The organism is Rossellomorea sp. GCM10028870 (assembly GCF_042666755.1).
Taxonomy (GTDB): Bacteria; Bacillota; Bacilli; order Bacillales; family Bacillaceae_B; genus Rossellomorea.
This window is the reverse complement of the sequence record NZ_JBHTGN010000004.1, coordinates 20,844-43,768: the sequence shown is the minus strand read 5'-3', so window position 1 is coordinate 43,768 and position 22,925 is coordinate 20,844. Positions and strand designations below refer to the sequence as shown.

15 protein-coding genes are annotated in these 22,925 nt (G+C 43.8%); 1 reads left to right on the top strand and 14 read right to left on the bottom strand.

Features of this window, described 5'->3' with window-relative positions:
• The first annotated feature begins 47 nt into the window (after window positions 1–47).
• Window positions 48–1,112, top strand: a complete 1,065-nt coding sequence (locus ACFQWC_RS16510; RefSeq protein ID WP_377108557.1) for an AbrB family transcriptional regulator — start codon at window positions 48–50, stop codon at window positions 1,110–1,112.
• Here the strand turns inward: ACFQWC_RS16510 and ACFQWC_RS16505 are convergent.
• The 14 genes from ACFQWC_RS16505 to pcrA form a co-directional block, all read right to left on the bottom strand.
• On the bottom strand, window positions 1,109–1,564 hold the full coding sequence (locus ACFQWC_RS16505; RefSeq protein WP_299741334.1) for a YueI family protein: 456 nt from the start codon (window positions 1,562–1,564) through the stop codon (window positions 1,109–1,111). The two genes, ACFQWC_RS16510 and ACFQWC_RS16505, sit on opposite strands and share 4 nt — an antisense overlap.
• A gap of 381 nt (window positions 1,565–1,945) precedes the next feature.
• Window positions 1,946–2,893 (bottom strand): ornithine carbamoyltransferase, encoded by a 948-nt coding sequence (argF, locus tag ACFQWC_RS16500; protein WP_299741333.1) that lies wholly within the window; start codon window positions 2,891–2,893, stop codon window positions 1,946–1,948.
• Window positions 2,890–5,967, bottom strand: coding sequence for a carbamoyl-phosphate synthase (glutamine-hydrolyzing) large subunit (locus ACFQWC_RS16495; protein ID WP_377108554.1), 3,078 nt, complete (start codon window positions 5,965–5,967; stop codon window positions 2,890–2,892). The genes argF and ACFQWC_RS16495 overlap by 4 nt, the downstream gene beginning before the upstream one ends.
• A complete protein-coding gene (locus tag ACFQWC_RS16490; RefSeq protein ID WP_377108552.1) occupies window positions 5,960–7,024 on the bottom strand; it encodes a carbamoyl phosphate synthase small subunit in 1,065 nt (354 codons plus the stop codon). Before ACFQWC_RS16490 ends, ACFQWC_RS16495 begins: the two co-directional genes overlap by 8 nt.
• A gap of 72 nt (window positions 7,025–7,096) precedes the next feature.
• A complete protein-coding gene (locus tag ACFQWC_RS16485; protein WP_299741330.1) occupies window positions 7,097–8,257 on the bottom strand; it encodes an acetylornithine transaminase in 1,161 nt (386 codons plus the stop codon).
• Window positions 8,254–9,063 carry an acetylglutamate kinase gene (gene argB / locus ACFQWC_RS16480; protein ID WP_299741329.1) on the bottom strand — a complete coding sequence of 270 codons (810 nt, stop codon included), beginning with the start codon at window positions 9,061–9,063 and terminating at the stop codon, window positions 8,254–8,256. The genes ACFQWC_RS16485 and argB overlap by 4 nt, the downstream gene beginning before the upstream one ends.
• Entirely contained in the window at window positions 9,026–10,255 is a 1,230-nt protein-coding gene (gene argJ / locus ACFQWC_RS16475; RefSeq protein ID WP_299741328.1) for a bifunctional ornithine acetyltransferase/N-acetylglutamate synthase, read from the bottom strand. The genes argB and argJ overlap by 38 nt, the downstream gene beginning before the upstream one ends.
• A 14-nt stretch (window positions 10,256–10,269) precedes the next feature.
• Window positions 10,270–11,304: an N-acetyl-gamma-glutamyl-phosphate reductase gene (argC, locus tag ACFQWC_RS16470; RefSeq protein WP_377108550.1), complete on the bottom strand. Its 1,035-nt coding sequence runs from the start codon at window positions 11,302–11,304 to the stop codon at window positions 10,270–10,272.
• A gap of 224 nt (window positions 11,305–11,528) precedes the next feature.
• Window positions 11,529–12,809, bottom strand: a complete 1,281-nt coding sequence (aceA, locus tag ACFQWC_RS16465) for an isocitrate lyase (RefSeq protein WP_299741326.1) — start codon at window positions 12,807–12,809, stop codon at window positions 11,529–11,531.
• Window positions 12,810–13,014: 205 nt separating this feature from the next.
• Window positions 13,015–14,607 (bottom strand): malate synthase A, encoded by a 1,593-nt coding sequence (gene aceB / locus ACFQWC_RS16460; RefSeq protein ID WP_341357276.1) that lies wholly within the window; start codon window positions 14,605–14,607, stop codon window positions 13,015–13,017.
• Between the two features lie 269 nt (window positions 14,608–14,876).
• Window positions 14,877–16,385, bottom strand: coding sequence for a sodium/proline symporter PutP (gene putP / locus ACFQWC_RS16455; protein ID WP_299741324.1), 1,509 nt, complete (start codon window positions 16,383–16,385; stop codon window positions 14,877–14,879).
• A 992-nt stretch (window positions 16,386–17,377) separates the two neighbouring features.
• The gene (locus tag ACFQWC_RS16450) at window positions 17,378–18,529 is read right to left on the bottom strand and encodes a CamS family sex pheromone protein (RefSeq protein ID WP_299741323.1); all 1,152 of its coding nucleotides are present in this window, start codon (window positions 18,527–18,529) and stop codon (window positions 17,378–17,380) included.
• 15 nt (window positions 18,530–18,544) lie between these two features.
• Window positions 18,545–20,551, bottom strand: coding sequence for an NAD-dependent DNA ligase LigA (gene ligA, locus ACFQWC_RS16445; RefSeq protein WP_299741322.1), 2,007 nt, complete (start codon window positions 20,549–20,551; stop codon window positions 18,545–18,547).
• Between the two features lie 71 nt (window positions 20,552–20,622).
• The gene (gene pcrA / locus ACFQWC_RS16440; protein ID WP_299741321.1) at window positions 20,623–22,848 is read right to left on the bottom strand and encodes a DNA helicase PcrA; all 2,226 of its coding nucleotides are present in this window, start codon (window positions 22,846–22,848) and stop codon (window positions 20,623–20,625) included.
• Window positions 22,849–22,925: the final 77 nt, after the last annotated feature.

Genomic DNA, 22,925 nt, shown 5'->3' with positions numbered 1-22,925 from the left:
ATTTGATTACCTTTAAATAGAGTAATGAAATGGAGAGGATTTTCAATATGCACCCCATTCTATTAGCCTTTATAGCCGGAGCTATAGGCGGGTTGGTGTTCACGCTCCTTGATCTTCCCCTGTCCTGGCTGCTCGGTTCCATGGTTTCTGTCTTTCTCATCAACAAATGCACGACCCTTGAGCTCGCCTGGCCATCCTATTTCAGAGATCTTGGATTGATTATCGTAGGCTATACCATCGGGCAATCTTTCAGTCAGAAAACCATGATCGAAATTTTCACTCAGCTCCCTTCTATGCTGACGATGACGATTGCGATTATTGTGTTCAGTATGGTCCTTGCCTATATCACGTCTAAGATGACGGGAATCGGCCTGCCTTCGACGATAACCGGGAGTATCCCTGGTGGACTTTCGCAAATGGTGGCACTTGGGGAGGAGATGAAGAGTATCGACTTAACGGTCGTGACGATCCTTCAGGTCATCCGGCTGCTGTCTGTCATCTTTGTCGTACCGTTCCTCGTCTTCAGTCCCCTTTTGAGTGGAGAAGGAGGCGGCGCGGGGACGGCCGCGCGTTCGTTTGAGATGCCTGCCTTACACTGGGAGTTTGTCCTCTTTTTCACAATTGCCGTCGCAGCAGGGTTCCTGGCTAAAAAAATCCACCTGCCCACCGCGACCTTGCTTGGCCCGATCCTGGTCATCGGCGGCTTCATGGTGGCTGAATCACCGGTCCCGCATATGCCCGGACTGTTCATCATCCTGGCTCAATTATCACTCGGCATTTACTTTAGCTTCATGATGAATTTCTCGTCGTCCAAAACGATGGGCAAGTTTATCATGTGGTCTTTATTCACGTCACTCTGCCTGCTCCTATACTGTGCTGGCCTTAGCTTTTTATTAAGTCGCTGGCATGACATTTCATTCCTGACTGCCTTTATCAGCCTGGCTCCCGGAGGCATGGCCGAGATGGCGCTGGTAGGGCAAGCCGTCAACGCAGATCTTTCCATCATTACCGGGTACCATTTATTTCGGATCCTGTTCATTCTTTTCATCATCCCCGCGACTTTGAAAGGACTGTTTAGACTCTCTATTTTCCAAAAGGGCAGACAAAATTAGAAAAGCTTGTTTTTAATGGATGAAAATAGGCTTTTCTTTTGCTTCTGCTTTGCCTTTGGTTTTTCTTCAGCGGCTTTTTCATTTTTTTTCTTCACATAGATTTCCTCTTTATCAATGGCATGATCATAAGCGAGGACGAGGCCTATATCGGTTTCGATCTCCTTATTGGTCACCATTGAAAAAGAGACATGATACGTATCAGCGAGCTTGATGTATTTAGATAAGAAAGAGTAGCTCATATTACCATTTAATAAAAGCTTCGCCTCAGGATGCTTCTTCAGACTCTCCTGAACTTCCTTGTATACTCCCTTTTCCCTTACCTGACTCTGAGTCAGGGCAACGACGATTCGTTCCCGCAGGCTTCCGAGAAACTTTCTTCTTTCATCAGGCTTTGTTTGCTTCTGGCCATATATTCCATTATCCAGGTAATCATCAATCGTTGGTTTACTCAAAACCACAAGCACCTCCAAAACGGTCTAATTACAGTTTCTCCTACACTATATGTTTACATGTGTTTGTTTGGTTCAGTCTTATTTTCTCTTATGGAAATGCTTTCAGGCAACTAAAAGGTCCGCTTCCATCCAGAAGCGGACCTTTTTGATTTATATGGATGTAACTAGATAACCAATAGCGAGTAGTGGTTGATTTCCTCTACAGGGGTTCACTTTCCGCGGGGCGGGCGGCGGGCCTCCTCGACGCTGCGCTCCTGCGGTGCCTCACCTGTCCTTCTATTCCCTCAGGAGTCGAACACTTTCCGGTCCAATCAACTTATCTTAGGTCGACTTTCACAAAATCATTTATATAAACGACAATCTTTCAGAAAAATAATGATCTTATACAAACAGTGATTGCAATATAGCCTTCTGTACATGTAGTCGATTTTCCGCTTGCTGAAATACGGCAGAACATGGTCCGTCAATGACAGCCGCTGTCACCTCTTCTTCACGGTGTGCCGGGAGACAATGAAGAAATTTCACTTGGGGTGCAGCATGCTGTAGCAGCTGTTCATTCACTTGATAAGGTTTGAAGTCTTTAAGACGCTTAATCGCTTCTTCCTCCTGACCCATGCTTGCCCATACATCAGTGTATACGATATCCGCATTCTTAACTGCTTCTACCGGATCGTAAGAAAGAGTAAAGCTTCCTCCGTTCATTCCGGCAAGCTCAACCGTCTTACCGATAATTTCTTTAACGGGTTCATATCCTTCAGGACAAGAAATGACGACATCCATTCCAAGCTTCGCACATAGAATCATAAAGGAGTGTGCCACATTATTCCCGTCCCCAATATACACAACCTTCAATCCTTTTAGCGTTCCCTTAAGCTCCAAAATCGTGAGAACATCCGCCAATGCCTGACAAGGATGGTACGTATCGCAAAGTCCGTTGATGACTGGGACCTTCGCGTACTGGGCAAGTTCCATAACCTTCTCAGTTTCAAACGTACGGATCATGATTCCATCCACATAAGAGGAAAGGACACGTGCCGTATCTGCAATCGACTCTCCTCTACCCAGTTGTATATCACGGGCATTGAGGTAGATGGCATGACCTCCCATCTGGAGCATTCCCGCTTCAAAAGAGACACGGGTTCTTGTGGACGACTTTTCAAAAATCATCCCAAGTGTCTTTCCTTCCAACACCTTTGAATAAGGATTTTTCTTCAAGTACTGAGCCAGTGCTAAGAGCTCATCTACCTCTTCCGTTGAGTAATCCAACCACGTGACAAGATCTCTCCCTTTCAAGGAAACCGGCGACGTCGCAACATTTGGATTCATCATACTCTGCTCACTCCCTGTACGGATTTTGATGGTGCCAATGAAATGGGGTTCACTTTATTCACTTTCATACTTCGAAAAAAGGCCAATAAGGTCTCTGCTTCCGTTAAAACGGTGACCCCTGCTTCTAACGCTGCAATTCTTCTCTTCTTCATTTCAACAGTTTCTTCATGACTGAAATACACAGAAGCATTGCTTGTTTCAACCCAGTCACTAAACGAAGTTTCCGTAGAAGTCTGATACTGTTTTAATTCTTTCTGGTCACTATCGATATAAACCGTCCCACCAGTTTCTATAGCTTCATGCAGCCCTTCAAATACTTTATACAGGGCTTCTTCAACCGTCTTACCAAGACATAATCCTTCTCCCGTTGACTTCATATTGGCCCCGAGTGTTTGATCGATCTCCGGCAGGGCATGTGATGAAAATACAGGATATTTCACTCCTACAACGTCTATTTCTGCAGGAGGGCTAAAGGCGTCTATCTTCAACGACTCATCGCACATAAGGTCTGTCGCCATATCGATTAATGAGTAACCAAGAACCTTGCTGACCACCGGAACCGTCCGGCTTGCTCTCGGGTTCACTTCCAACACGAATACCTCTTCACCCTGCAGCAAAAATTGAATATTCATGATCCCTTTGTAATGAAGGGAAGACACAATCTTTTGAGCATAGCCTTCAATCGTTCTCTTGATTTCAATTGACAGGGATTCAGAAGGAAAAATAGACATGCTGTCCCCTGAATGGACGCCTGCCCGTTCAATATGCTCCATGACTCCGGGAACATACACTCCGTCTCCGTCCCCCACCAAGTCAACTTCGATTTCCTGACCCTCTTTGAATTCATCAATTAAAATAGGGAAGTACTCTTCATCCGCTTCCTGTATGAACTTCTCGATTTCGGCTTGTGTCGTTACTTTCACCATCCCTTTCCCTCCAATCACATAGGATGGACGGCAAAGAAGAGGAAAGGTTAAATACTGTGCTACTTTTAATGCTTCCTCTTTACTGTGGCAGATATCTCCCTTCACACGAGGAATCCCCAGTTCGTCCAGCAGTTGATAAAAGCGTTCGCGATCTTCTACACGGTCAATGATGTCTGAAGATGTCCCAAATAATTGGATGCCCTTCTTCTCTAAAATAGAAGCCAGGTTTAAGGCCGTTTGTCCGCCGAATTGAACGAGTACGGTATCGACTTTCTCGTGCTGGATAATGGAAAGGACCGATTCTTTCGTAATAGGTTCAAAGTACAATCGATCTGCCGTCTCATAATCCGTACTCACGGTTTCCGGGTTATTGTTCACCATGATGGTCGTATATCCATGCTCTTTCAATCGGTGAATCGCTTTAACGGCACTATAGTCAAACTCGACACCCTGACCGATTCGAATCGGACCCGCTCCAACAATCAGGACCTTTTTCCCTCCTTGTAACGGTTGAATCTCATTGTCTCCATAATAAGTAGAGTAGGCATAATTGGTGATCGCTTCGAATTCACCTGCACATGTATCCACCATTTTAAAGGCGGGCACGATTCCTTCGTCCACTCTCATTTTTTCAATGGACGCTTCCGGTTTCCCCATTAATCCGGCAATGGTTTTATCCTCAAACCGGAATTGCTTTGCTTCTTTCAAAAGAACAGAAGTGAAGTCGGATGTTCTCAGCTTATTTTCCATGAATACTAAGTTACTCAAGATAGACAAGAACAGCTTATCGATTCCTGTCTTTTCATGAAGAGTGTGAATCGAATGGTCTCGTCTCAACAATTCCAACAGTTCAAAAAAGCGGAGATCCGTTGGTATTCCAATCCTCTCTTCAAGCTCTTCCTGAGATAAGCCGGCCAGTTCGCTATAAATGTTTTCTAAGGACAGATCCAACGACTGAAGAGCTTTATGAAAGGCAGCCTCTAACGAACGCTCGATCGACATCACTTCTCCCGTTGCTTTCATCTTCGTTCCGAGCACCCGATTCGCCTCAGGAAATTTATCGAATGGCCATCTTGGAAACTTGACGACCACGTAATCAAGAGCAGGTTCAAAGCTTGCAAAAGTGGTTCTCGTCAGTGGGTTGATAATTTCGTTCAATGTATAGCCAACAGCAAGCTTCACCGCAATTTTGGCAATGGGATAGCCCGTTGCCTTCGATGCCAAAGCAGAAGACCTGCTCACCCTTGGGTTCACTTCAATCACATAGTATTGGTTACTGTTAGGGTCTAAAGCAAATTGTATATTGCATCCTCCCACCACTTCTAGCGCACTGATAATATTAAACGCTGCTGTACGAAGCATATGAAACTCTTGATCTGTCAGAGTTTGAGAAGGAGCGACGACGATGGAATCACCCGTATGGACACCAACAGGGTCGAAATTTTCCATATTACAGACGGATATACAATTTCCTTTCGAATCTCTCATGACTTCATACTCAATCTCTTTGAACCCGGCAATGCTTTTTTCCACCAGTACTTGATGAATCGGGCTAGCCTTTAATCCGGTTTGAACGAGTTTACTATATTCCTCCCTGGTAGAAGCGATGCCGCCTCCTCTTCCCCCCAATGTATAAGCCGGGCGCACAATGATCGGGAAGGAAATCTTTTCAGAAAAAAGGATAGCCCCTTGAAGGTCGTGTACGATAGCACTTTCTGCCGTTGGATGTCCCAATGTGTTCATCAAGGTTCGAAATTTCTCTCTGTCTTCCCCTTTTTGAATCGAATCCACAGAGGTCCCAAGCAGTGTCACTCCATATTCCGCGAGAACTCCTCTTTCATCCAGCTCCACTGCGAGATTCAGAGCGGTTTGACCTCCAAGATTTGCGACGATTCCGTCTGGGCGTTCAGCAGCGATAATCGCAGTTAATGTTTTGACCGTTAAGGGCTCGCAGTACACTTTGTCAGCGTAGGTCGTATCTGTCATGATCGTCGCCGGATTATGATTCACGAGAATCACTTCATACCCTTCATCCTTCAGGGCAAGGCAGCCTTGTGTACCTGAGTAATCAAACTCTGCTGCTTGCCCGATGATGATAGGGCCTGATCCGATTATGAGGATTTTTTGAATACTGGAATCTTTAGGCATACATCTTCTCTCTCCCTGGTTGTTTAATCGTTTGATAGAATTGTTGGAATATCCACGAAGCATCTTCAGGACCCGGACGCGCTTCAGGATGAAATTGAACCGAAAGAATAGGCTTGCTATTATGTTGAAGCCCTTCAAGGGAACCGTCATTGACGTTCATAAAACGCGGTTCTAACCCGGTTCCTGTTAAACTGGCCCCGTTCACGACGTAATTATGATTTTGTGATGTGATAAACACCTCTCCGGTTTGGTTATCAATGACAGGATGATTCGCCCCTCTATGACCGTATAATAATCGTTCGGTATTCCCTCCGAGTGCCAGTGCGATTAATTGATGTCCTAAACAAATTCCGAGGGTCGGAAGCTCCATGATTTTCTCCTTCAGCTTAGGTAAAAGACTCATCATTTCTTTCGGATCTCCAGGACCGTTCGACAGAACCAGTCCGTCAACATTCATCTGATCCAGAAGCTCAAGCTGATGATAGGGAATGACGGTAACAAGACAATCCATCTTTATCAAACTGGATACAATCGATTTCTTCACACCGAAATCGACGACGGCTATATGCTTGTTTCCACTACCCATCTTGCGGATCTGAGTAAGGGCTACCTTTTCAACTTGGCCTGTGAGTTTCTCTTTTCCTGGAAGTACTTCTGTATAAGATATACACGCGTTTTGAGTTCCAACATCTCTGATCGCCTTCACTACCTGCCTCGTATCCACACCTGTCATGAATGGGATCTTCCACTTTTTGAGATAGTCTTTAAGGGAAGAAGTCGCATGATAATGGGAGTACAGCGCAGGTGATTGGAGCATGATGACTCCCTTCACCTGCGGCTGTGAGCTCTCGAAGTCATCTTCGTTTACGCCATATTGACCGATGAGCGGATACGTGAAAACAACGATTTGATCTTTGTAGGAAGGATCGGTCAGTACTTCCTGATACCCCGTCATTCCCGTAAAAAATACAATCTCACCCTGAACGGGATCTTCTTCATCCATTGTGACTTCACCTATAAAGGTCTTTCCGTTTTCTAAACATAAGTAACCTGTCATGAGATCGCCCCTTAAATTGAATTTTTATTTATATTAAAGAATTTTTATACATTTGCTGCTAAAAAAAATAGATTAGTATACACCAGCTGATTGATGCTGTTTCAGCGTATCGACCAGTATGTGAAGTGCCTGATCGAGCTCGTCATAGTTGACCGTTAAAGGTGGTAATAGACGGATCACATGCGTACCTGCCGGCAGCGTCAATAATCCATTTTCCCGCAGCTCATCGATGATTTCTTTTACTTCCATATCGAATTGGATGCCGATCATAAAGCCTATCCCTTTTACCTCTTTTACGCAACGAAATTCTTGTAGTTGATTCTTCAGCTTTTGCATAAAGTACTCAGATTTACTTTGTACTTCTTTTAGAAACACTTCATCAAAAATCGTTTCAAGAGTCGCTTTCACTGCTGCCATCGCTAATGGATTACCTCCGAATGTCGACCCGTGAGTTCCTGGCGAAAAGGAGGAAACAAGATCTTTTTCACCCATCATCGCACCTACTGGAAAACCACTTCCCAGTCCTTTAGCCGTCGTGACGATATCCGGTTGCAGGGAATAATGCTGGTAAGCAAATGGAACTCCCGTACGACCGATCCCTGTTTGGACTTCATCAACAATGAATAAAGCATCCATCTCCTTGCACTTCATTTCTACTGCCTGTAAAAAAGAAAGAATACCAGGATTCACCCCGCCTTCCCCTTGAATCACTTCCACCATGATGGCCGCAACGTCATTTCCTTCCACTTTCGAAAGAGCCTGTTCATCGTTATAAGGAAGATAGTCAAAGGTTGGAACCAATGGACCGAATCCGCTATGAATCTTCTCCTGCCCCGTTGCACTCATGGTCGCAAAGGTCCGGCCATGAAACGATTGCTTGAAAGTCAGGATCTTCGTTTTACCCGTATGCTTTTTGGCTAACTTAATCGCTGCTTCGTTCGCTTCAGCTCCACTATTACAGAAGAAAACAGCATCTAAGCCGCTGGCGGAAGCAAGGAGTGAAGCTGCATCTTCCTGCAGCGTAATCGGAAACAGGTTGGATACATGCCAAAGTTTATCCAATTGTTGTTCAAGAGCCTCTTTAACAACATAAGGAGAGTGACCTAAATTACAAACCGCAATACCTGAAATGAAATCCAAATAGGATTTCCCGTTTTGATCTTGAACAACCGTGCCGTTTCCTGAAACCAATTCAATATCCAACCGATTATAAGTAGGAAATAAGTGACTCATACCGCCCCGACTCCTCCTCCGTCTGTTATACGTGTACCTAGCATTTCGCCATCTTGAAAGATCGTGTCCTGACACCCGACGATCATGACTTCTTTAATGTTAAACCCAAGAACCGACAGGGCTGCCTGCACCTTCGGAATCATTCCGCCGTGGATGATTCCGGTTTCTATATATTGAAGGATCTCTTCCTTTGTTACACGTGAAACAATTTCCCCTTCTTTTAAAATTCCGGGAACGTCTGTGACAAAGACCAGCTTCTCTACCTCCAGGGCTTCTGCTATGGCAGATGCAGCCAGATCTGCATTCACATTTAGCTTTTCCCCATTGTTTGTAGTGGCAAGGGGAGTGATAACAGGCACGTAGTTAAGCGAAAGCAGATTGTTTAATAAGGTAAGATTAACCTTTTCAATTTTGCCAACATAACCTAGTGACCCTTCATCCATGATGCTGGCCTTTAACAAATGGGCATCGTACCCGCTTAATCCGATTGCTTTTATCCCTGCCAGATTGAGTTGATGTGTTAACTCGCTATTCACTTTGCCCTTTAACACCTGTTCGACGACTCCAAAAACCTTCTTTGTGGTTTTTCGCTGGCCATTAATGAAGGTGGATTCGATGGCCAGTTTATTCAGCATGGCCGTGATCTCAGGACCTCCCCCGTGAACAAGTACTACATGGTAGTGTTGCTGAAGGTCTTTTATACTTTCATAAAAAAGGGATGAGAGCTTAGAAAGGACACTTCCTCCCAGTTTGATTGCAATCACTGGCTTAGGTTCGATAACTTGCATTGATTTTGACGTAATCATACGTAAGATCACACCCCCAGGCTTTTCCTTTTCCTTCTCCACCATGCAACGCGATGGATATGTTCACATGTTCAGCTTGCATATACTGACTTACACTCTCTTCATTGAATGGCTGAGGAGTACCATTTGAAAACACGAGTGTTTCTCCAATATAAATGTCACATTGATGGGGCTCGATCGTCACCTCACTGTGTCCCATGGCACCAACAATCCTTCCCCAGTTTGGGTCACCGCCAAAGAGTGCCGTTTTGACTAAATTGGAACCGACGATTTTTTTTGCTAAAATGTTTGCGTCTTGATGGGAGTGAGCTCCTGTGACGTTCACTTCCACAAGTTTGGTCGCTCCTTCACCATCCCGGGCAATTTGTTTGGCCAGATCTTGACATACGTGAATTAACCCCTCTTGAAAGTGATGCCAATCAGGATGGCTTTCATGTAAAGTGTCGTGCTCTACCATCCCGTTTGCCATCGCAATGACCATATCATTCGTAGACGTTTCTCCATCTACAGTGATCTGATTAAAAGATTGATCGATTGCTGTTTTAAGAGCTTTTTGAAGGTCGGTGGATGAAATCGAAGCATCCGTTGTGATGAAGCCAAGCATCGTCGCCATATTGGGATGAATCATACCTGATCCCTTTGCACATCCTCCGATTGTGACCGTTTCCCCATCTATTTTTACTCCATAGCATGAAGTCTTTTCGATAAGATCCGTCGTTAGGATGGCCTGTTGAAAAGACTCTGCACTCTGTTCCGTCGAATCAACCTCGATTTCGTTGCAGCCCTTTTCAATCTTCTCCATAGGAAGCCACTCACCAATGACTCCTGTCGAAGCGACGGCTACGTACTCTTCCGGAATTTGAAATCGCTTGGCCGCCCACTCCCTCGTTTGATAGGCATCTTTTAATCCTTGTTTACCCGTACAGGCATTTGCGATCGCACTGTTGACAACAATTGCTTGTAGAGTGCGTGATTTCAAGATACTTTCTTGTGTGACTTTAAGGGGAGCAGCTTGAAAATGACTTTGCGTATAAACAGCTCCGACTCGTGCAGGTTTCTCACTGTAGATGACTCCAAAGTCTTTCTTTGCGTATCGAAGACCGGTATGCATCCCCCCTGCCTTGTATCCAAAAGGCGAAAGAATCGTTCCTCCAGGAATGTGCTGAACAGCCTTTTCTTTTACTAGTTTCATTGATTCTCCCCCTCTTATGGATAAATTGGATAGTGATGAAGTCCTGTCGTTTCGTCTAACCCCAGCATTACATTCATGTTTTGAACCGCCTGGCCGGCAGCTCCTTTAAGTAAGTTATCGATCACAGACACAATCGTCACGCGATTCGTCCGTGAATCTACTTTTATCGCAATATCGCAGAAATTCGTGCCGAATACTTCTTTTGTACTTGGGAACTGGCCCTTAGGACGAATCCTGATGAATGGGTGAATCTCGTAATAGGCTTGGTAAATGTTGTGTAACTGCTCAGTGGTGTATGTGCTTTTTAATTCCGTGTACATCGTAGCCATAATCCCACGGGTCATGGGAATAAGGTGTGTCGTAAAGGTAATGGGTCCCGCTTCGCTGTGCCACTCCTTCAATTGTTGTTCAATTTCAGGAGTGTGCTGGTGTTGATGAACCTTATAGATTCGTAGATTTTCTTGAGTCTCTGAAAAATGACTGGATTGAGTCGCTTTTCTCCCTGCTCCCGATAATCCCGTTTTGGCATCGATAATGATGGAGTGGGGCTCAACAAGCTCATGGTGAAAAAGCGGAGCCAATCCTAGAAGGGTGGCTGTCGGAAAGCAGCCTGGGTTCGCGATCAGTTCCGCCTCTTGAATGGATTGTCGATTGCATTCTGTGAGACCATACACCGCTTTCTGTAAAACATCTGAAGATGCTGATTCTCCTTTGTACCACTCTTCGTATTCTTGAGGATTCTTCAAACGCAAGTCCCCTGAAAGATCGATCACTTTCGCCTTTTCACCGAGTAGATTCTGAGATAATTCCTTCGATACACCGGAAGGAACGGCCAAAAAGACGAAATCAAGCTGCTTCATTTCCTCGATTTTAATAGGATTCACTACTTCATGTGACAGGTTAAAGAGGTGTGGATATTGATCTGCATATAGTGCCCCCTCCAAAGAAGATGAATACAAAATACAATTATCCACATTCGGATGATTTACCAACAATCGATGAAGCTCCACTCCACCGTAACCCGTACTACCAACAATACCAACATCCATATCTATTCACCACGCAGATTAAATTTAAATTAGCTCTAATTATATGTATGTATATTAATAAAATCAATAGTATATTTATAAATATTTTCTATAAAGTTAATTTATTCACAAATTTGCATCGATAGTACTACCCGGAGAAGCGCCCAAAAGAAAGGTCCGTCCCTCAGGGTATAGCAACCCCCGAGGGACGGACCTTCATTTATATTTTTATGCAATTGAATTCTTTAGAATTGAGCAGCCTCTGTTGAACCTTTAAGGGCTGTTGTAGAGGATGTTCCACCTGAGATCACCATCGATACTTCATCAAAGTAGCCTGTTCCTACTTCGCGCTGATGTCTCGTAGCTGAATAGCCATATTTCTCGCTGGCAAATTCCGCTTCTTGAAGCTGAGAATATGCAGCCATTCCGCGCTCTTTGTATCCTCTCGCAAGCTCGAACATGCTATGGTTCAGTGCATGGAATCCTGCAAGCGTTACGAACTGGAACTTATAGCCCATTTTCCCAAGCTCCTTTTGGAACTTAGCGATCGTTTCATCGTCCAGTTTCTTTTTCCAGTTAAAGGATGGTGAGCAGTTATACGCCAATAATTTCCCTGGATGCTCAGCGTGAATCGCCTCAGCAAATTGGCGAGCTTCTTCAAGGCTCGGTTCTGATGTTTCACACCACACAAGATCTGCATAAGGAGCATAAGCCAAGCCTCTTGCAATCGCCTGATCAAGTCCCGCTCTTGTACGGAAGAACCCTTCAGGAGTGCGTTCCCCTGTAATGAACTGCGCATCGTACGGATCCACATCACTCGTGATTAAATCTGCGGCATTCGCATCTGTACGGGCTACGATTAATGTTGGTACACCCATTACATCAGCTGCCAGACGTGCTGAAATTAAATTCTTCACGGACGTTTGTGTCGGCAGTAATACTTTGCCTCCCAAGTGTCCGCATTTCTTTTCAGAAGAAAGCTGATCTTCAAAGTGGACGGCTGAAGCCCCTGATTCGATCATACCCTTCATGAGTTCGAATACATTAAGCTGTCCTCCGAAGCCCGCTTCTGCATCGGCTACAATCGGCACAAACCAATCAATCGATTCATCCCCTTCTACATAATGAACCTGGTCTGCACGCTGCAGGGCTTGATTGATTCTCTTTACCACGGATGGTACTGAGTTCGCAGGATATAAGCTTTGGTCGGGATACATTTGCCCGGCAAGGTTGGCATCGGCCGCTACCTGCCATCCACTTAAGTAAATCGCTTTCAGGCCGGCTCTGACTTGTTGGACAGCCTGGTTTCCGGTCAAGGCACCAAGTGCATTGATATAGTCCTCTTTGTGAAGCAGATCCCACAGCTTTTCAGATCCGCGTCGAGCAAGAGTATGCTCGATATCAATTGATCCTCTTAAACGAATGACATCTTCAGCCGAATACGGTCGGGATACACCCTTCCATCTTTGATCCAATTCCCAGTTTTCTTGTAGTGCTTTTACGCGTTCGTTATTTGCTTTTACCATTGATAATCTCTCCCTTTTGTTTGCTTATTGGTTTTGTATTTCTATAAGAATTAAGCGAAGTTCTTTGTTGAATTCTATTTAACCGGTGTGCAGTTAGTTTGAGAGGTCCGTCCCTCCATTCACTGCAGCGGTAATTTATTAAAGTAATTAGGCTTGTGTATTCAACCTTTTTAGCTTTGATGATGCTTTTTGCAGGTCCGTCCCTTTAAAGGATACGGTAGCCCGGGATGGTGAGGAAGTCTGTGAATTGGTCGTTCTGGATGAGTTGGTCGAATAGTTGGACGGCTTCTGTGAACCGGCGCTCTTTGTACAGTTGTTCTCCCATTTGGCTTTTGAGTTTGGTTAGTTCTTCTTGCTTTAGTCGTTCGTAGAGATCGATGGTGATGTTTCGGCCGTCGTCAAGAACTCCTTTAGGATGGCGGATCCATTGCCATAGCTGAGCCCGGGAAATTTCAGCCGTCGCCACGTCTTCCATTAAGTTGTGGATCGGTGCTGCACCTTGGCCGCTCAGCCAAGAAGAGATATATTGAATTCCGACGTTTATATTTAAGCGGACACCTTCTTCTGTTATCTCCCCTTGAGGAACTTCAAGAAGATCCTGCTCTGACACTTCGAGATCATCTAAAGTTTTCTCTGCAATTTGATTATCATTTTTCATTTCCTGATTGAAAACGTCCATGGCAACCGGCACAAGCCCAGGATGAGCTACCCAGGTGCCATCATGACCATCCTGCGCTTCTCTTTCTTTATCTGCTCTCACCTTGTTAAACGCCTCTTCGTTTTTCACAGGATCGTTCTTTACAGGAATTTGTGCCGCCATCCCTCCGATTGCAGGAGCTCCTCTTCTGTGACAAGTTTTAATCGTGAGCAAAGAATACGATCTCATAAAAGGAGCTGTCATTGTGACCGTTGAACGGTCCGGTAAGATAACATCCTCTTGGTCCCGAAGTTTTTTAATATAACTGAAAATATAATCCCATCTTCCACAGTTCAAACCCGCTGAATGCTCCTTTAGTTCATAAAGGATTTCATCCATTTCAAACGCGGCCGTGATGGTTTCAATCAGTACAGTTGCTTTAATCGTTCCTTGAGGAATCCCGATATATTCCTGGGCAAATATAAACACGTCATTCCAGAAGCGCGCTTCCAGGTGACTTTCTAATTTAGGTAAGTAAAAATAAGGGCCTTTGTTCGTTGAGGTTAAATGAGTCGCATTATGAAAAAAGAATAATCCAAAGTCGACAAGGCTTGCCGATATTGATTTCCCATCCAGTTCGATATGTTTCTCTTCCAGATGTAATCCTCTGGGTCGAACAATTAATACAGCATGTTCTTTGTTTAATTCATAACGCTTACCATTTGGATTCGTGAAGTCTATTGTTTGATGTACTGCATCTTTGAGGTTGATTTGTCCTTCTATGAGGTTCGTCCATGTAGGTGAAGTGGCATCTTCAAAACATGCCATAAAACATTTTGCGCCTGAGTTCAATGCGTTGATGACCATTTTCCGATCAACCGGTCCAGTGATCTCTACCCTTCGATCTTGTAAAGCTTGAGGAATCGGACTTACTTTCCATTCACTTTGTCGAATCGATTCTGTTTCAGACAAAAAGTGAGGAAGCTCTCCTCCATTGATTCGTTCCTGCTGTTTCTCTCTGTTGTGTAACAGTTCTCTCCGTTTTGCTCCGAATCGGCGCTCCAGTTGTTCCAAAAACTGCAATGCTTGTTTAGATAAAATTTTATCAAAGCCTGGCTGAAGCTCCCCAGTTACCTTGATACCAACCATTTTTGTAGACATTGAACACCATCACTCCTTAGCAGTATTAAACAAGTCTTTATTGTTATAATACAGATTATTTAACATGTTTGTATTATATAACAGTATATTTGGTTTTGGAACAACTTTTTGGTAATTTTCTTTCGACAAATTTCGCAACACCTACAAAGGAGGACATGTATCACAAATTCTCCCCTGAAACATAAATATCAAGACTAGCCAACAAAAAAGAGGTCCGTCCCTCAGCCACTCTTTAGTGACGAAGGACGGACCTCTTATCGATACTCTAATTATTTAACGATGTCTTTGGCAACTGCTTCATCGAATTCAGCTTGGATTTCAGCACTTGGCTGTGGTCCAACCTTACTGAAGATCACGATTGCCAGAATAGCAAGGAAGAATCCTGGAACAATTTCATACAGTTCGAATGGAATAACTCCAGCTGCAGTCAGCTGTTTCCAAACGACGACTGTTACAGCACCAGTGATCATACCTGCCAATGCCCCGTTTCGTGTCATACCTTTCCAGTATAGAGACAACAGGACGATTGGTCCGAACGCGGCACCAAATCCACCCCAAGCGTAACTTACCAGATCGAGGATCTTCGTACCGCCGCCATTCGCAGGGTTACCTTGAATAGCAAGCATAATCGCGATAAATGCAATTAGAAGCACTCCGATACGACCCACCCATACAAGTTCGTTGTCAGAAGCATTCTTACGGATGATCGCTTTATAGAAATCCTCTGCTAACGCACTGGAAGAAACAAGTAATTGGGAATCGATTGTACTCATGATAGCAGATAGAATCGCTGCTAACAGAATACCAGATACCCATGGGTTAAATAAGACATCTGTAAAAAAGATAAATACTTTCTCAGAATTATCAACATCACCTGTAATCAATGGCATATCAGCAAAATAGGCGATACCGGAGAAACCAACCAGTACAGCACCAATCATTGATAATGTCATCCAGCTCATACCAATCCAGCGTGCCTTTGGTACATCTTTGGTGGATTTAAGTGCCATAAAACGGGTGATGATATGCGGCTGACCGAAGTAACCAAGTCCCCAGGCGAGGAGTGAAATGACTCCCATAACCGTCATCGTGTTCATTGTATCAAGATTTGCCGCGTCAACAGAACGAACAGCATCAACTGTAGCATTCCATCCACCCAGCTCTGTAATAGCAACGATTGGTGTAATGATTAACGCAAGGAACATTAGAATACCTTGTACGAAGTCAGTCCAGCTTACTGCTAAGAATCCTCCAAGGAATGTGTAAGAAATGATTACTGCAGCACCAATCCAAAGTGATTGATTGTAAGACATTCCGAACGTTTCCTGGAATAATAACGCTCCGCCTACAAGACCTGAAGATGTGTAGAAGGTAAAGAATACCAAGATAATAACTGCTGAAATAACACGAAGGAGACGGGAACCATCTCTAAAACGATTTTCAAAGAAGTCCGGAACCGTAATAGAATCGTTTGCAACCTCCGTGTAAGCACGTAGTCTTGAAGCTACGAATCTCCAGTTTAAATAAGCACCAATTACTAACCCAATACTTAACCAGATCGAACCTAAACCAATTGCATAAGCAAGGCCAGGCAGTCCCAGTAATAACCATGAACTCATATCTGAAGCACCAGCACTTAATGCTGCTACCCCCGGTCCTAAACTACGTCCTCCAAGAACGTAATCCGATAAATTGCTTGTTAATTTGTAAGAGATAATACCGATTGCGAGCATTCCAACTAAATATACGATAAAGGTGACTAAAGTAGCTATATCCATTGTGTAGTTAGCATTCTCCTTTCAAGAAATTTGTACTGCTTTTCGTTAGGTGCTTAATCTAACTTTCGAACCATGCTAAAAGACCTCTCGAATTGTAAATCCAACAGTTCTTTACCCCATGCATACGGGTTGTAAACTTATTCACTCAATAATGTTTGAAAAAGTTTTTTCTGCGAAGCGACGTTCCGTAACAAGTTCACAACGTTATTAATACTAACATACATTTACCACATTAACAGACGGAATTTTCTAAATACATTCATTCGTATGAATAATTATTCAAGTAAAATGCATATATTTTTATGAAAGCGCTTTTTTAGCTATATCTATTCATAAAAATTTATAAAATTAAGTTACTTTTTGTTCACCATTCTGTTACGATTACAGTTTTTCACTAACGTTAGCATCTTTATTTTGCAACAAATGATACATCCATATACATGGTGAGACGGTGGGGAATAGGAAATTTCCTGGATGGCTTTTTGAAACTGGTTAATTGTCGCTGATGCAGATAGGTCATTTCTCTGTAAAAGCCAAACAAAAAAGCCTGAGATTCCCCAAGCTTTTTACCGATTACATTTTGTCCTCCAATTTCTTCACTCTCTTTTCTAATTTCTTGTTTTGTTCAAGAAGGATCATGACAATCGAGAAAGCCCCTCCGGCTAAAACAAATGCGATTATTTCCATCAGCCTTTTCCCCTTTCCTGTCTTCAATCTATATATGTATTACGTATATCCGTCACATTTGGTTTCGTTTTTTGTAAATATCGTGAAGTACATGACAATGGTAGGATCAGGTTTATCGACCCTTGTTGAGATTTATCAACCCTTACTCAATTTCATCAACCTTTAAAATGATTTATCGGCCGTATTTTCAATATACCAACCTTTTTTATTTATCGAAAGGATCCGCCTAATTTCTGTGACACTTCTACAGTTCTATCCCTCAACAAAAAAAAGAACTAACCTATAAGATTAGTCCTTTTCCTCTTTTATTCATAAATGTGCAAATACGTTTCTTTACTTCCAGGCTTCTTCACGATCAGAGCTTCCGGTCCATAGGACGATGACACGAGGAGTTCCACATCCCAGGTATCTGGCGTCTGCTTGCTGATCATGCTGGAAAGATGCTGGGCAAATCCGATGGTTTCAGCTTTTCCTTGGAAGGACAGGGCAACCTCGAATTTCATATTGGACAGCTTTTGGTTCTGGTAAAGTGCTTGTCCCGTCAGACCCGTGTAAACAGGAAAGTATTTTTCGATATCCGTTTTCAGCTCGTTAAATACTTTGTAATCGTTTGGATGATTTTCTTGTGCTTCCGGTGAAGGGAATAAGTAAAATTCTTCATTGATTCCTTCCCAGTTTTGGATACTGCTTTCGTTCGCTTCAACGGTTGTGTAGGCAAAGAAATGACCCGGGACGACCTGTTCTTTCGGAGCCTGTTTATAAAGTGAGATCATGATCGGAACGTTTTGAAGTTCTTTTTTCTGACGAAGACGATTGAGGACTTCGTCGGCAATTCTCGCTCCTTGTTCCTTTAAGACATCATTGCTAATGTTCTTTACTGTCCTTGTTCCAGATGAGAGATTGGTTTCGTACTGAACAGAATTCAACGAAAGAGCGATTGCCACTCCACCCAGGTGGACCTTGTTGTCTTCTTTTTTCATCAAGTAATTATGTTCAATCACATGTGCTAAGTAGATGGGTGCGCTCTCACCGTTTGCCTGGACAGGGTTAAGCCCTACATTCTCAGACTCTTGAATTCCCTTTTCTTTCAACTGTTCACTTGTATATTTTCGTTGAAGCCAGCTATCAACTGTTTTCTTCGTGAGGAATTGGCCTTCTTTGAAAAAGTATTCATCCGTTGAGAAACGATTTTGGGCTACCCTCAATAAGCCCGTTTCGATTTCATTGATATCGTATCTTGATCCTAAATCATTAACGACCACTCCACGGGTTTTACTCGTTTCATATGGAAGCATCGTCTTGTAGTATTCCTTGGATATCTGGAAGCTTGGAATGATCGCTTTTTTTGCTTCGCTATCTTGATTTTCCTGAACGACCTGATCCTGCTTTTCAAATGTCGGAGCACAGCCTCCTAATAACAATAGTGCGGAGAGAGCGACCGAGATCCCTTTTTTCATTACTCGTTACACCTCTTATCGGTTAAGTTCTTCCATCAGCTTGTCCTCATCCCATACTTCAATGTTCAGTTCATTGGCTTTCGTAAGCTTTGATCCTGCTTCTTCCCCTGCGATGACAAGATCGGTTTTCTTACTGACACTGCCAGTGACTTTTCCACCGAGCATTTCGATCTTTTCTTTTGCTTCATTTCTGCTTAATCGTTCAATCTTTCCGGTTAACACAATGGTTTTTCCTGCAAAATAAGAGTCGACTTCACTTGCAGCTACCGGCTTTGGTCCTTTGTATTCAAGATTGACACCGGCATCCTTCAATTCCTGGATCAGTTCTTTCGCTTCATCATTTTCAAAGTAGGCCACAATGGCATCTGCCATTTTATCACCGATTTCGTTTACATTGGTCAGCTCTTCTTTGCCCAAGGTCATTAACTTATCCATTGATCCGAACTCTTGAGCCAATGTTTTCGCCGCTTTTGCTCCAACATGACGGATTCCAAGTCCAAAGAGCAATTTTTCCAGGGAATTGGCTTTTGATGCTTGAATGGCATCCAATAGGTTATCTGCGGATTTTTCACCCATGCGCTCCAGTTGAAGAAGCTGCTCCCGCTCTAAACGGTACAGATCAGCCACATCTTCAATCAATTTCTCCCTGAATAACTGGCTGATCACTTTTTCTCCAAGACCATCGATGTTCATGGCGTTTCGGGACACAAAGTGAATCAGACCTTCCCGAATCTGAGCAGGACATTTGGGATTGATGCAGCGAAGGGCGACTTCCCCTTCCAGTCTGACCAGCTCACTTTCGCATTCAGGACAATGAGTAGGCATATGGAATTCCTGTTCATCACCTGTTCTCTTTTCTTCTAATACGTTGACCACTTCAGGGATGATATCCCCGGCTTTTTTAATCACGACATGATCACCGATTTTGATATCTTTTTCTCGAATAAGATCTTCATTATGAAGAGACGCACGTTGAACCGTTGTACCCGCAACACGGACCGGTTCCAAAATCGCTGTAGGTGTCACCACCCCGGTACGGCCTACGCTTAATTCAATCTCTTTTAACACGGTTACCACTTCTTCAGCAGGGAACTTGAAGGCAATCGCCCATCGTGGACTTTTTGCTGTCGTTCCGAGCTGCTTCTGATGCTCTAAGGAATTGACCTTAATCACAATCCCGTCAATATCATAGGAAAGATTAGGACGTTGATCGGTCCACTTTCCAACAAATTCAATCACTTCTTCAATCGTGGCACATTGTTTTCGTTCAGGATTTGTTTTAAATCCCAAACCTTCTAATTTATCTAATCCTTCACTATGCGAATGAATTCCCGTATCCCCAATATCCGCTAACGCATATAAGAAGATATCGAGATTTCGTGAAGCTGCAATTTTAGGGTCCAATTGACGAAGTGAACCTGCCGCTGCATTGCGGGGGTTGGCAAAAGGCTCTTCTCCTTTTTCGTCTTTGATTTTATTTAACGCCTCGAAGGATCTTTTTGGCATAAATGCTTCACCGCGAACTTCAAAGGAAATCTTTTCAGAAATCTTCAATGGAATGGAACGGATTGTCTTCAGATTCGATGTAATATCTTCACCTATTGAGCCATCTCCCCTTGTTGCTCCTTGGATAAACACACCATCCTCGTAACGAAGGGACACTGCCAACCCATCGATCTTGAGCTCACAAACATAGGAGAAGTCCTCCCCGACTGCTTGACGGACACGACGATCAAAGTCACGAAGATCCTCTTCATTGAAGGCATTCCCTAAGCTGAGCATGGGCGTACGGTGTTCCACTTTTTCAAAGGCATCCAGTATCGCTCCTCCAACGCGTTGAGAAGGTGAATCGGATGTTTTCAGATCAGGGAATTGATCTTCGAGTTCGATAAGTTCCCTCAGTAGTTGATCATATTCAGAATCTGGCACAGAAGGTTTGTCGAGCACATGGTACTCATAATTGTATTGATTTAACAGTTCATGTAATTCATTTAAACGGTTTTCGGCTGATTGTCGATCCATTTCCACAACCCTTTCTTGCTAAAGTGTTCAGATATTTAAAGATAGCCGAGAGGGAATTCCCTCTCGACAAGCTACGCTTTTTCAATAGGAGCAAATTTGGCAAGAAGACGCTTGATTCCCATTGGGCTCGGGAACGCAATGTCAAGCTCTACACTGTCTCCAGAGCCTTTCACACTGACGACCGTCCCTGTCCCCCATTTCTTATGCTGTGCTTTGTCCCCTACTTGCCATGCAACAGATTCTCCACCGGTTGTCGTTTGAACCGGTCGTGAAACGGGCTTACGCGGGGCAGGACGCGCTGGTGCTTTCGCTGCTGATTTCCCGAAAGGTGTGAAGGCACTCTTCTTTTCTGCCATCACATCATCCAACAGTTCAGCTGGGATCTCCTGAATGAACCGGGACACAGGGTTCATCTTCGTTTGCCCGAAGAGAGTTCTCATTTGTGCATTTGTTAAATAGAGCTGTTCCTCAGCACGGGTAATTCCTACATAAGCCAGTCTGCGCTCTTCTTCCATCTCATCTTCTTCCATCAGGGAACGGCTGTGAGGGAAAACCCCTTCCTCCATCCCCATTAAGAATACGACAGGGAACTCAAGACCTTTTGCAGCATGAAGGGTCATCAAAATAACCGAGTCTTTTGGCTGATCGTCTTCATCAAGCTTATCGATATCCGCCACTAATGCCAGGTCCGTTAAAAATGCAACCAGACTCTTGTCATCGTTGGATTGCTCAAAGCTTTTCGTCACAGACAGGAACTCGTCCAAGTTCTCCAAGCGACTTTGAGACTCGATCGACTTTTCTGCTTTTAACATCTCGATGTAGCCGGATTTCTCCAGTATTTCTTCTACAAGCTCGGTTACGGACAGATATTCCTGCATGGCCGTATAGCCTTTCACCATTTCCTTGAATTCAATGACAGCTTTCGTTATTTTCGGACTGAGCCCGATAAAGTCCGCTTCTTCCAACGCTCTGAACATGGAAATATCATGATCCTGTGCATAACGGGCAATTTTATCCACAGAGGTTGCCCCTACGCCCCGCTTCGGAACATTAATGACACGTATTAGGCTGATGTCATCATCCGGATTCGAGATGAGTCTCAGGTAAGCCAATATGTCCTTGATCTCTTTGCGGTCATAGAACTTGATGCCGCCGACGATGGAGTACTCGATATTCGATTTGAGTAAAACTTCCTCCATCACACGGGACTGAGCGTTTGTACGATAAAGGATGGCGAAATCAGAGTACTTCCTCTTACCGCTTTCCATCATCTCTTTGATTTTACCGGTAACAAATTGAGCCTCGGTCTGCTCGGTATCCGCTCTGAAATACGAGATCTTTTCACCGTCATGATTTTCCGTCCATAGATTCTTCGGTTTACGATTCGAGTTCTTCTGGATCACTTCGTTTGCTGCCTGCAGGATCCTCTTCGTTGAACGATAATTTTGTTCAAGGAAAATAACGGTTGCTCTTGGATAATCCTTTTCAAAGGAAAGGATATTGGCAATGTCCGCACCTCGCCAGCGATATATCGATTGATCGGAATCCCCGACGACACACAAGTTCTGAAAACGGGAAGCCAGCAGTTTAACGAGCATATATTGAGCCCTGTTCGTATCTTGATACTCATCGACATGGATGTATTGGAACTTTCTTTGATAGAATTCCAATACTTCCGGTACACGCTGAAACAACTGGATCGTCGTCATGATCAAATCATCAAAATCGAGGGCCTGATTCTTCCGTAAACGCTTCTGATATTCTGTATACACATCAGATACCACTTGATCGTAATAACCCCCTACTTGCTTGGACAATTCTTCAGGAGTCGTCAGCTCATTTTTTGCAGAGCTGATGGATCCCAAAAGCGAACGGGGATCAAATTTTTTCGGGTCTATATTTTTTTCTTTTAAAATCGCTTTGATAACCGACTGCTGATCGGTAGAATCAAGGATCGTAAAATTACGGTTCATCCCGATGCGATCAATATCCCGTCGCAGGATTCGCACACACATGCTGTGGAAGGTTGAGATCCAAATGTTCTCAGAAGCCCCGCCCAGTATGTTATGAATACGATCCTTCATTTCTCTCGCTGCTTTATTTGTAAAGGTAATCGCTAAAATATTATAAGGATTGACCCCTTTTTCCACCATTAAATACGCAATTCGATGCGTCAATACTCTCGTCTTCCCGGAGCCTGCCCCTGCCATGATCAGTAACGGCCCTTCTGTCGCCTTCACAGCTTCCGCCTGCTCGGGATTCATTCCATTCAACAATCGATCAGTCAAAAATTGCATACTCTCACACCACCATAACGAACGTACGTTCTATATTTATGTTTCCATTATATCCTATTTAGGGACGGATCTCCAGT

What these genes read in the sequence shown, in the direction of transcription:
- ACFQWC_RS16510 (WP_377108557.1), top strand. Translation starts at nt 48, where the DNA reads ATGCACCCCATTCTATTAGCCTTTATAGCCGGAGCTATAGGCGGGTTG.
- argF (WP_299741333.1), bottom strand. Translation starts at nt 2,893, where the DNA reads ATGATGAATCCAAATGTTGCGACGTCGCCGGTTTCCTTGAAAGGGAGA.
- ACFQWC_RS16495 (WP_377108554.1), bottom strand. Translation starts at nt 5,967, where the DNA reads ATGCCTAAAGATTCCAGTATTCAAAAAATCCTCATAATCGGATCAGGC.
- ACFQWC_RS16490 (WP_377108552.1), bottom strand. Translation starts at nt 7,024, where the DNA reads ATGACAGGTTACTTATGTTTAGAAAACGGAAAGACCTTTATAGGTGAA.
- ACFQWC_RS16485 (WP_299741330.1), bottom strand. Translation starts at nt 8,257, where the DNA reads ATGAGTCACTTATTTCCTACTTATAATCGGTTGGATATTGAATTGGTT.
- argB (WP_299741329.1), bottom strand. Translation starts at nt 9,063, where the DNA reads ATGATTACGTCAAAATCAATGCAAGTTATCGAACCTAAGCCAGTGATT.
- argJ (WP_299741328.1), bottom strand. Translation starts at nt 10,255, where the DNA reads ATGAAACTAGTAAAAGAAAAGGCTGTTCAGCACATTCCTGGAGGAACG.
- argC (WP_377108550.1), bottom strand. Translation starts at nt 11,304, where the DNA reads ATGGATGTTGGTATTGTTGGTAGTACGGGTTACGGTGGAGTGGAGCTT.
- aceA (WP_299741326.1), bottom strand. Translation starts at nt 12,809, where the DNA reads ATGGTAAAAGCAAATAACGAACGCGTAAAAGCACTACAAGAAAACTGG.
- aceB (WP_341357276.1), bottom strand. Translation starts at nt 14,607, where the DNA reads ATGTCTACAAAAATGGTTGGTATCAAGGTAACTGGGGAGCTTCAGCCA.
- putP (WP_299741324.1), bottom strand. Translation starts at nt 16,385, where the DNA reads ATGGATATAGCTACTTTAGTCACCTTTATCGTATATTTAGTTGGAATG.
- ACFQWC_RS16450 (WP_299741323.1), bottom strand. Translation starts at nt 18,529, where the DNA reads ATGAAAAAAGGGATCTCGGTCGCTCTCTCCGCACTATTGTTATTAGGA.
- ligA (WP_299741322.1), bottom strand. Translation starts at nt 20,551, where the DNA reads ATGGATCGACAATCAGCCGAAAACCGTTTAAATGAATTACATGAACTG.
- pcrA (WP_299741321.1), bottom strand. Translation starts at nt 22,848, where the DNA reads ATGCAATTTTTGACTGATCGATTGTTGAATGGAATGAATCCCGAGCAG.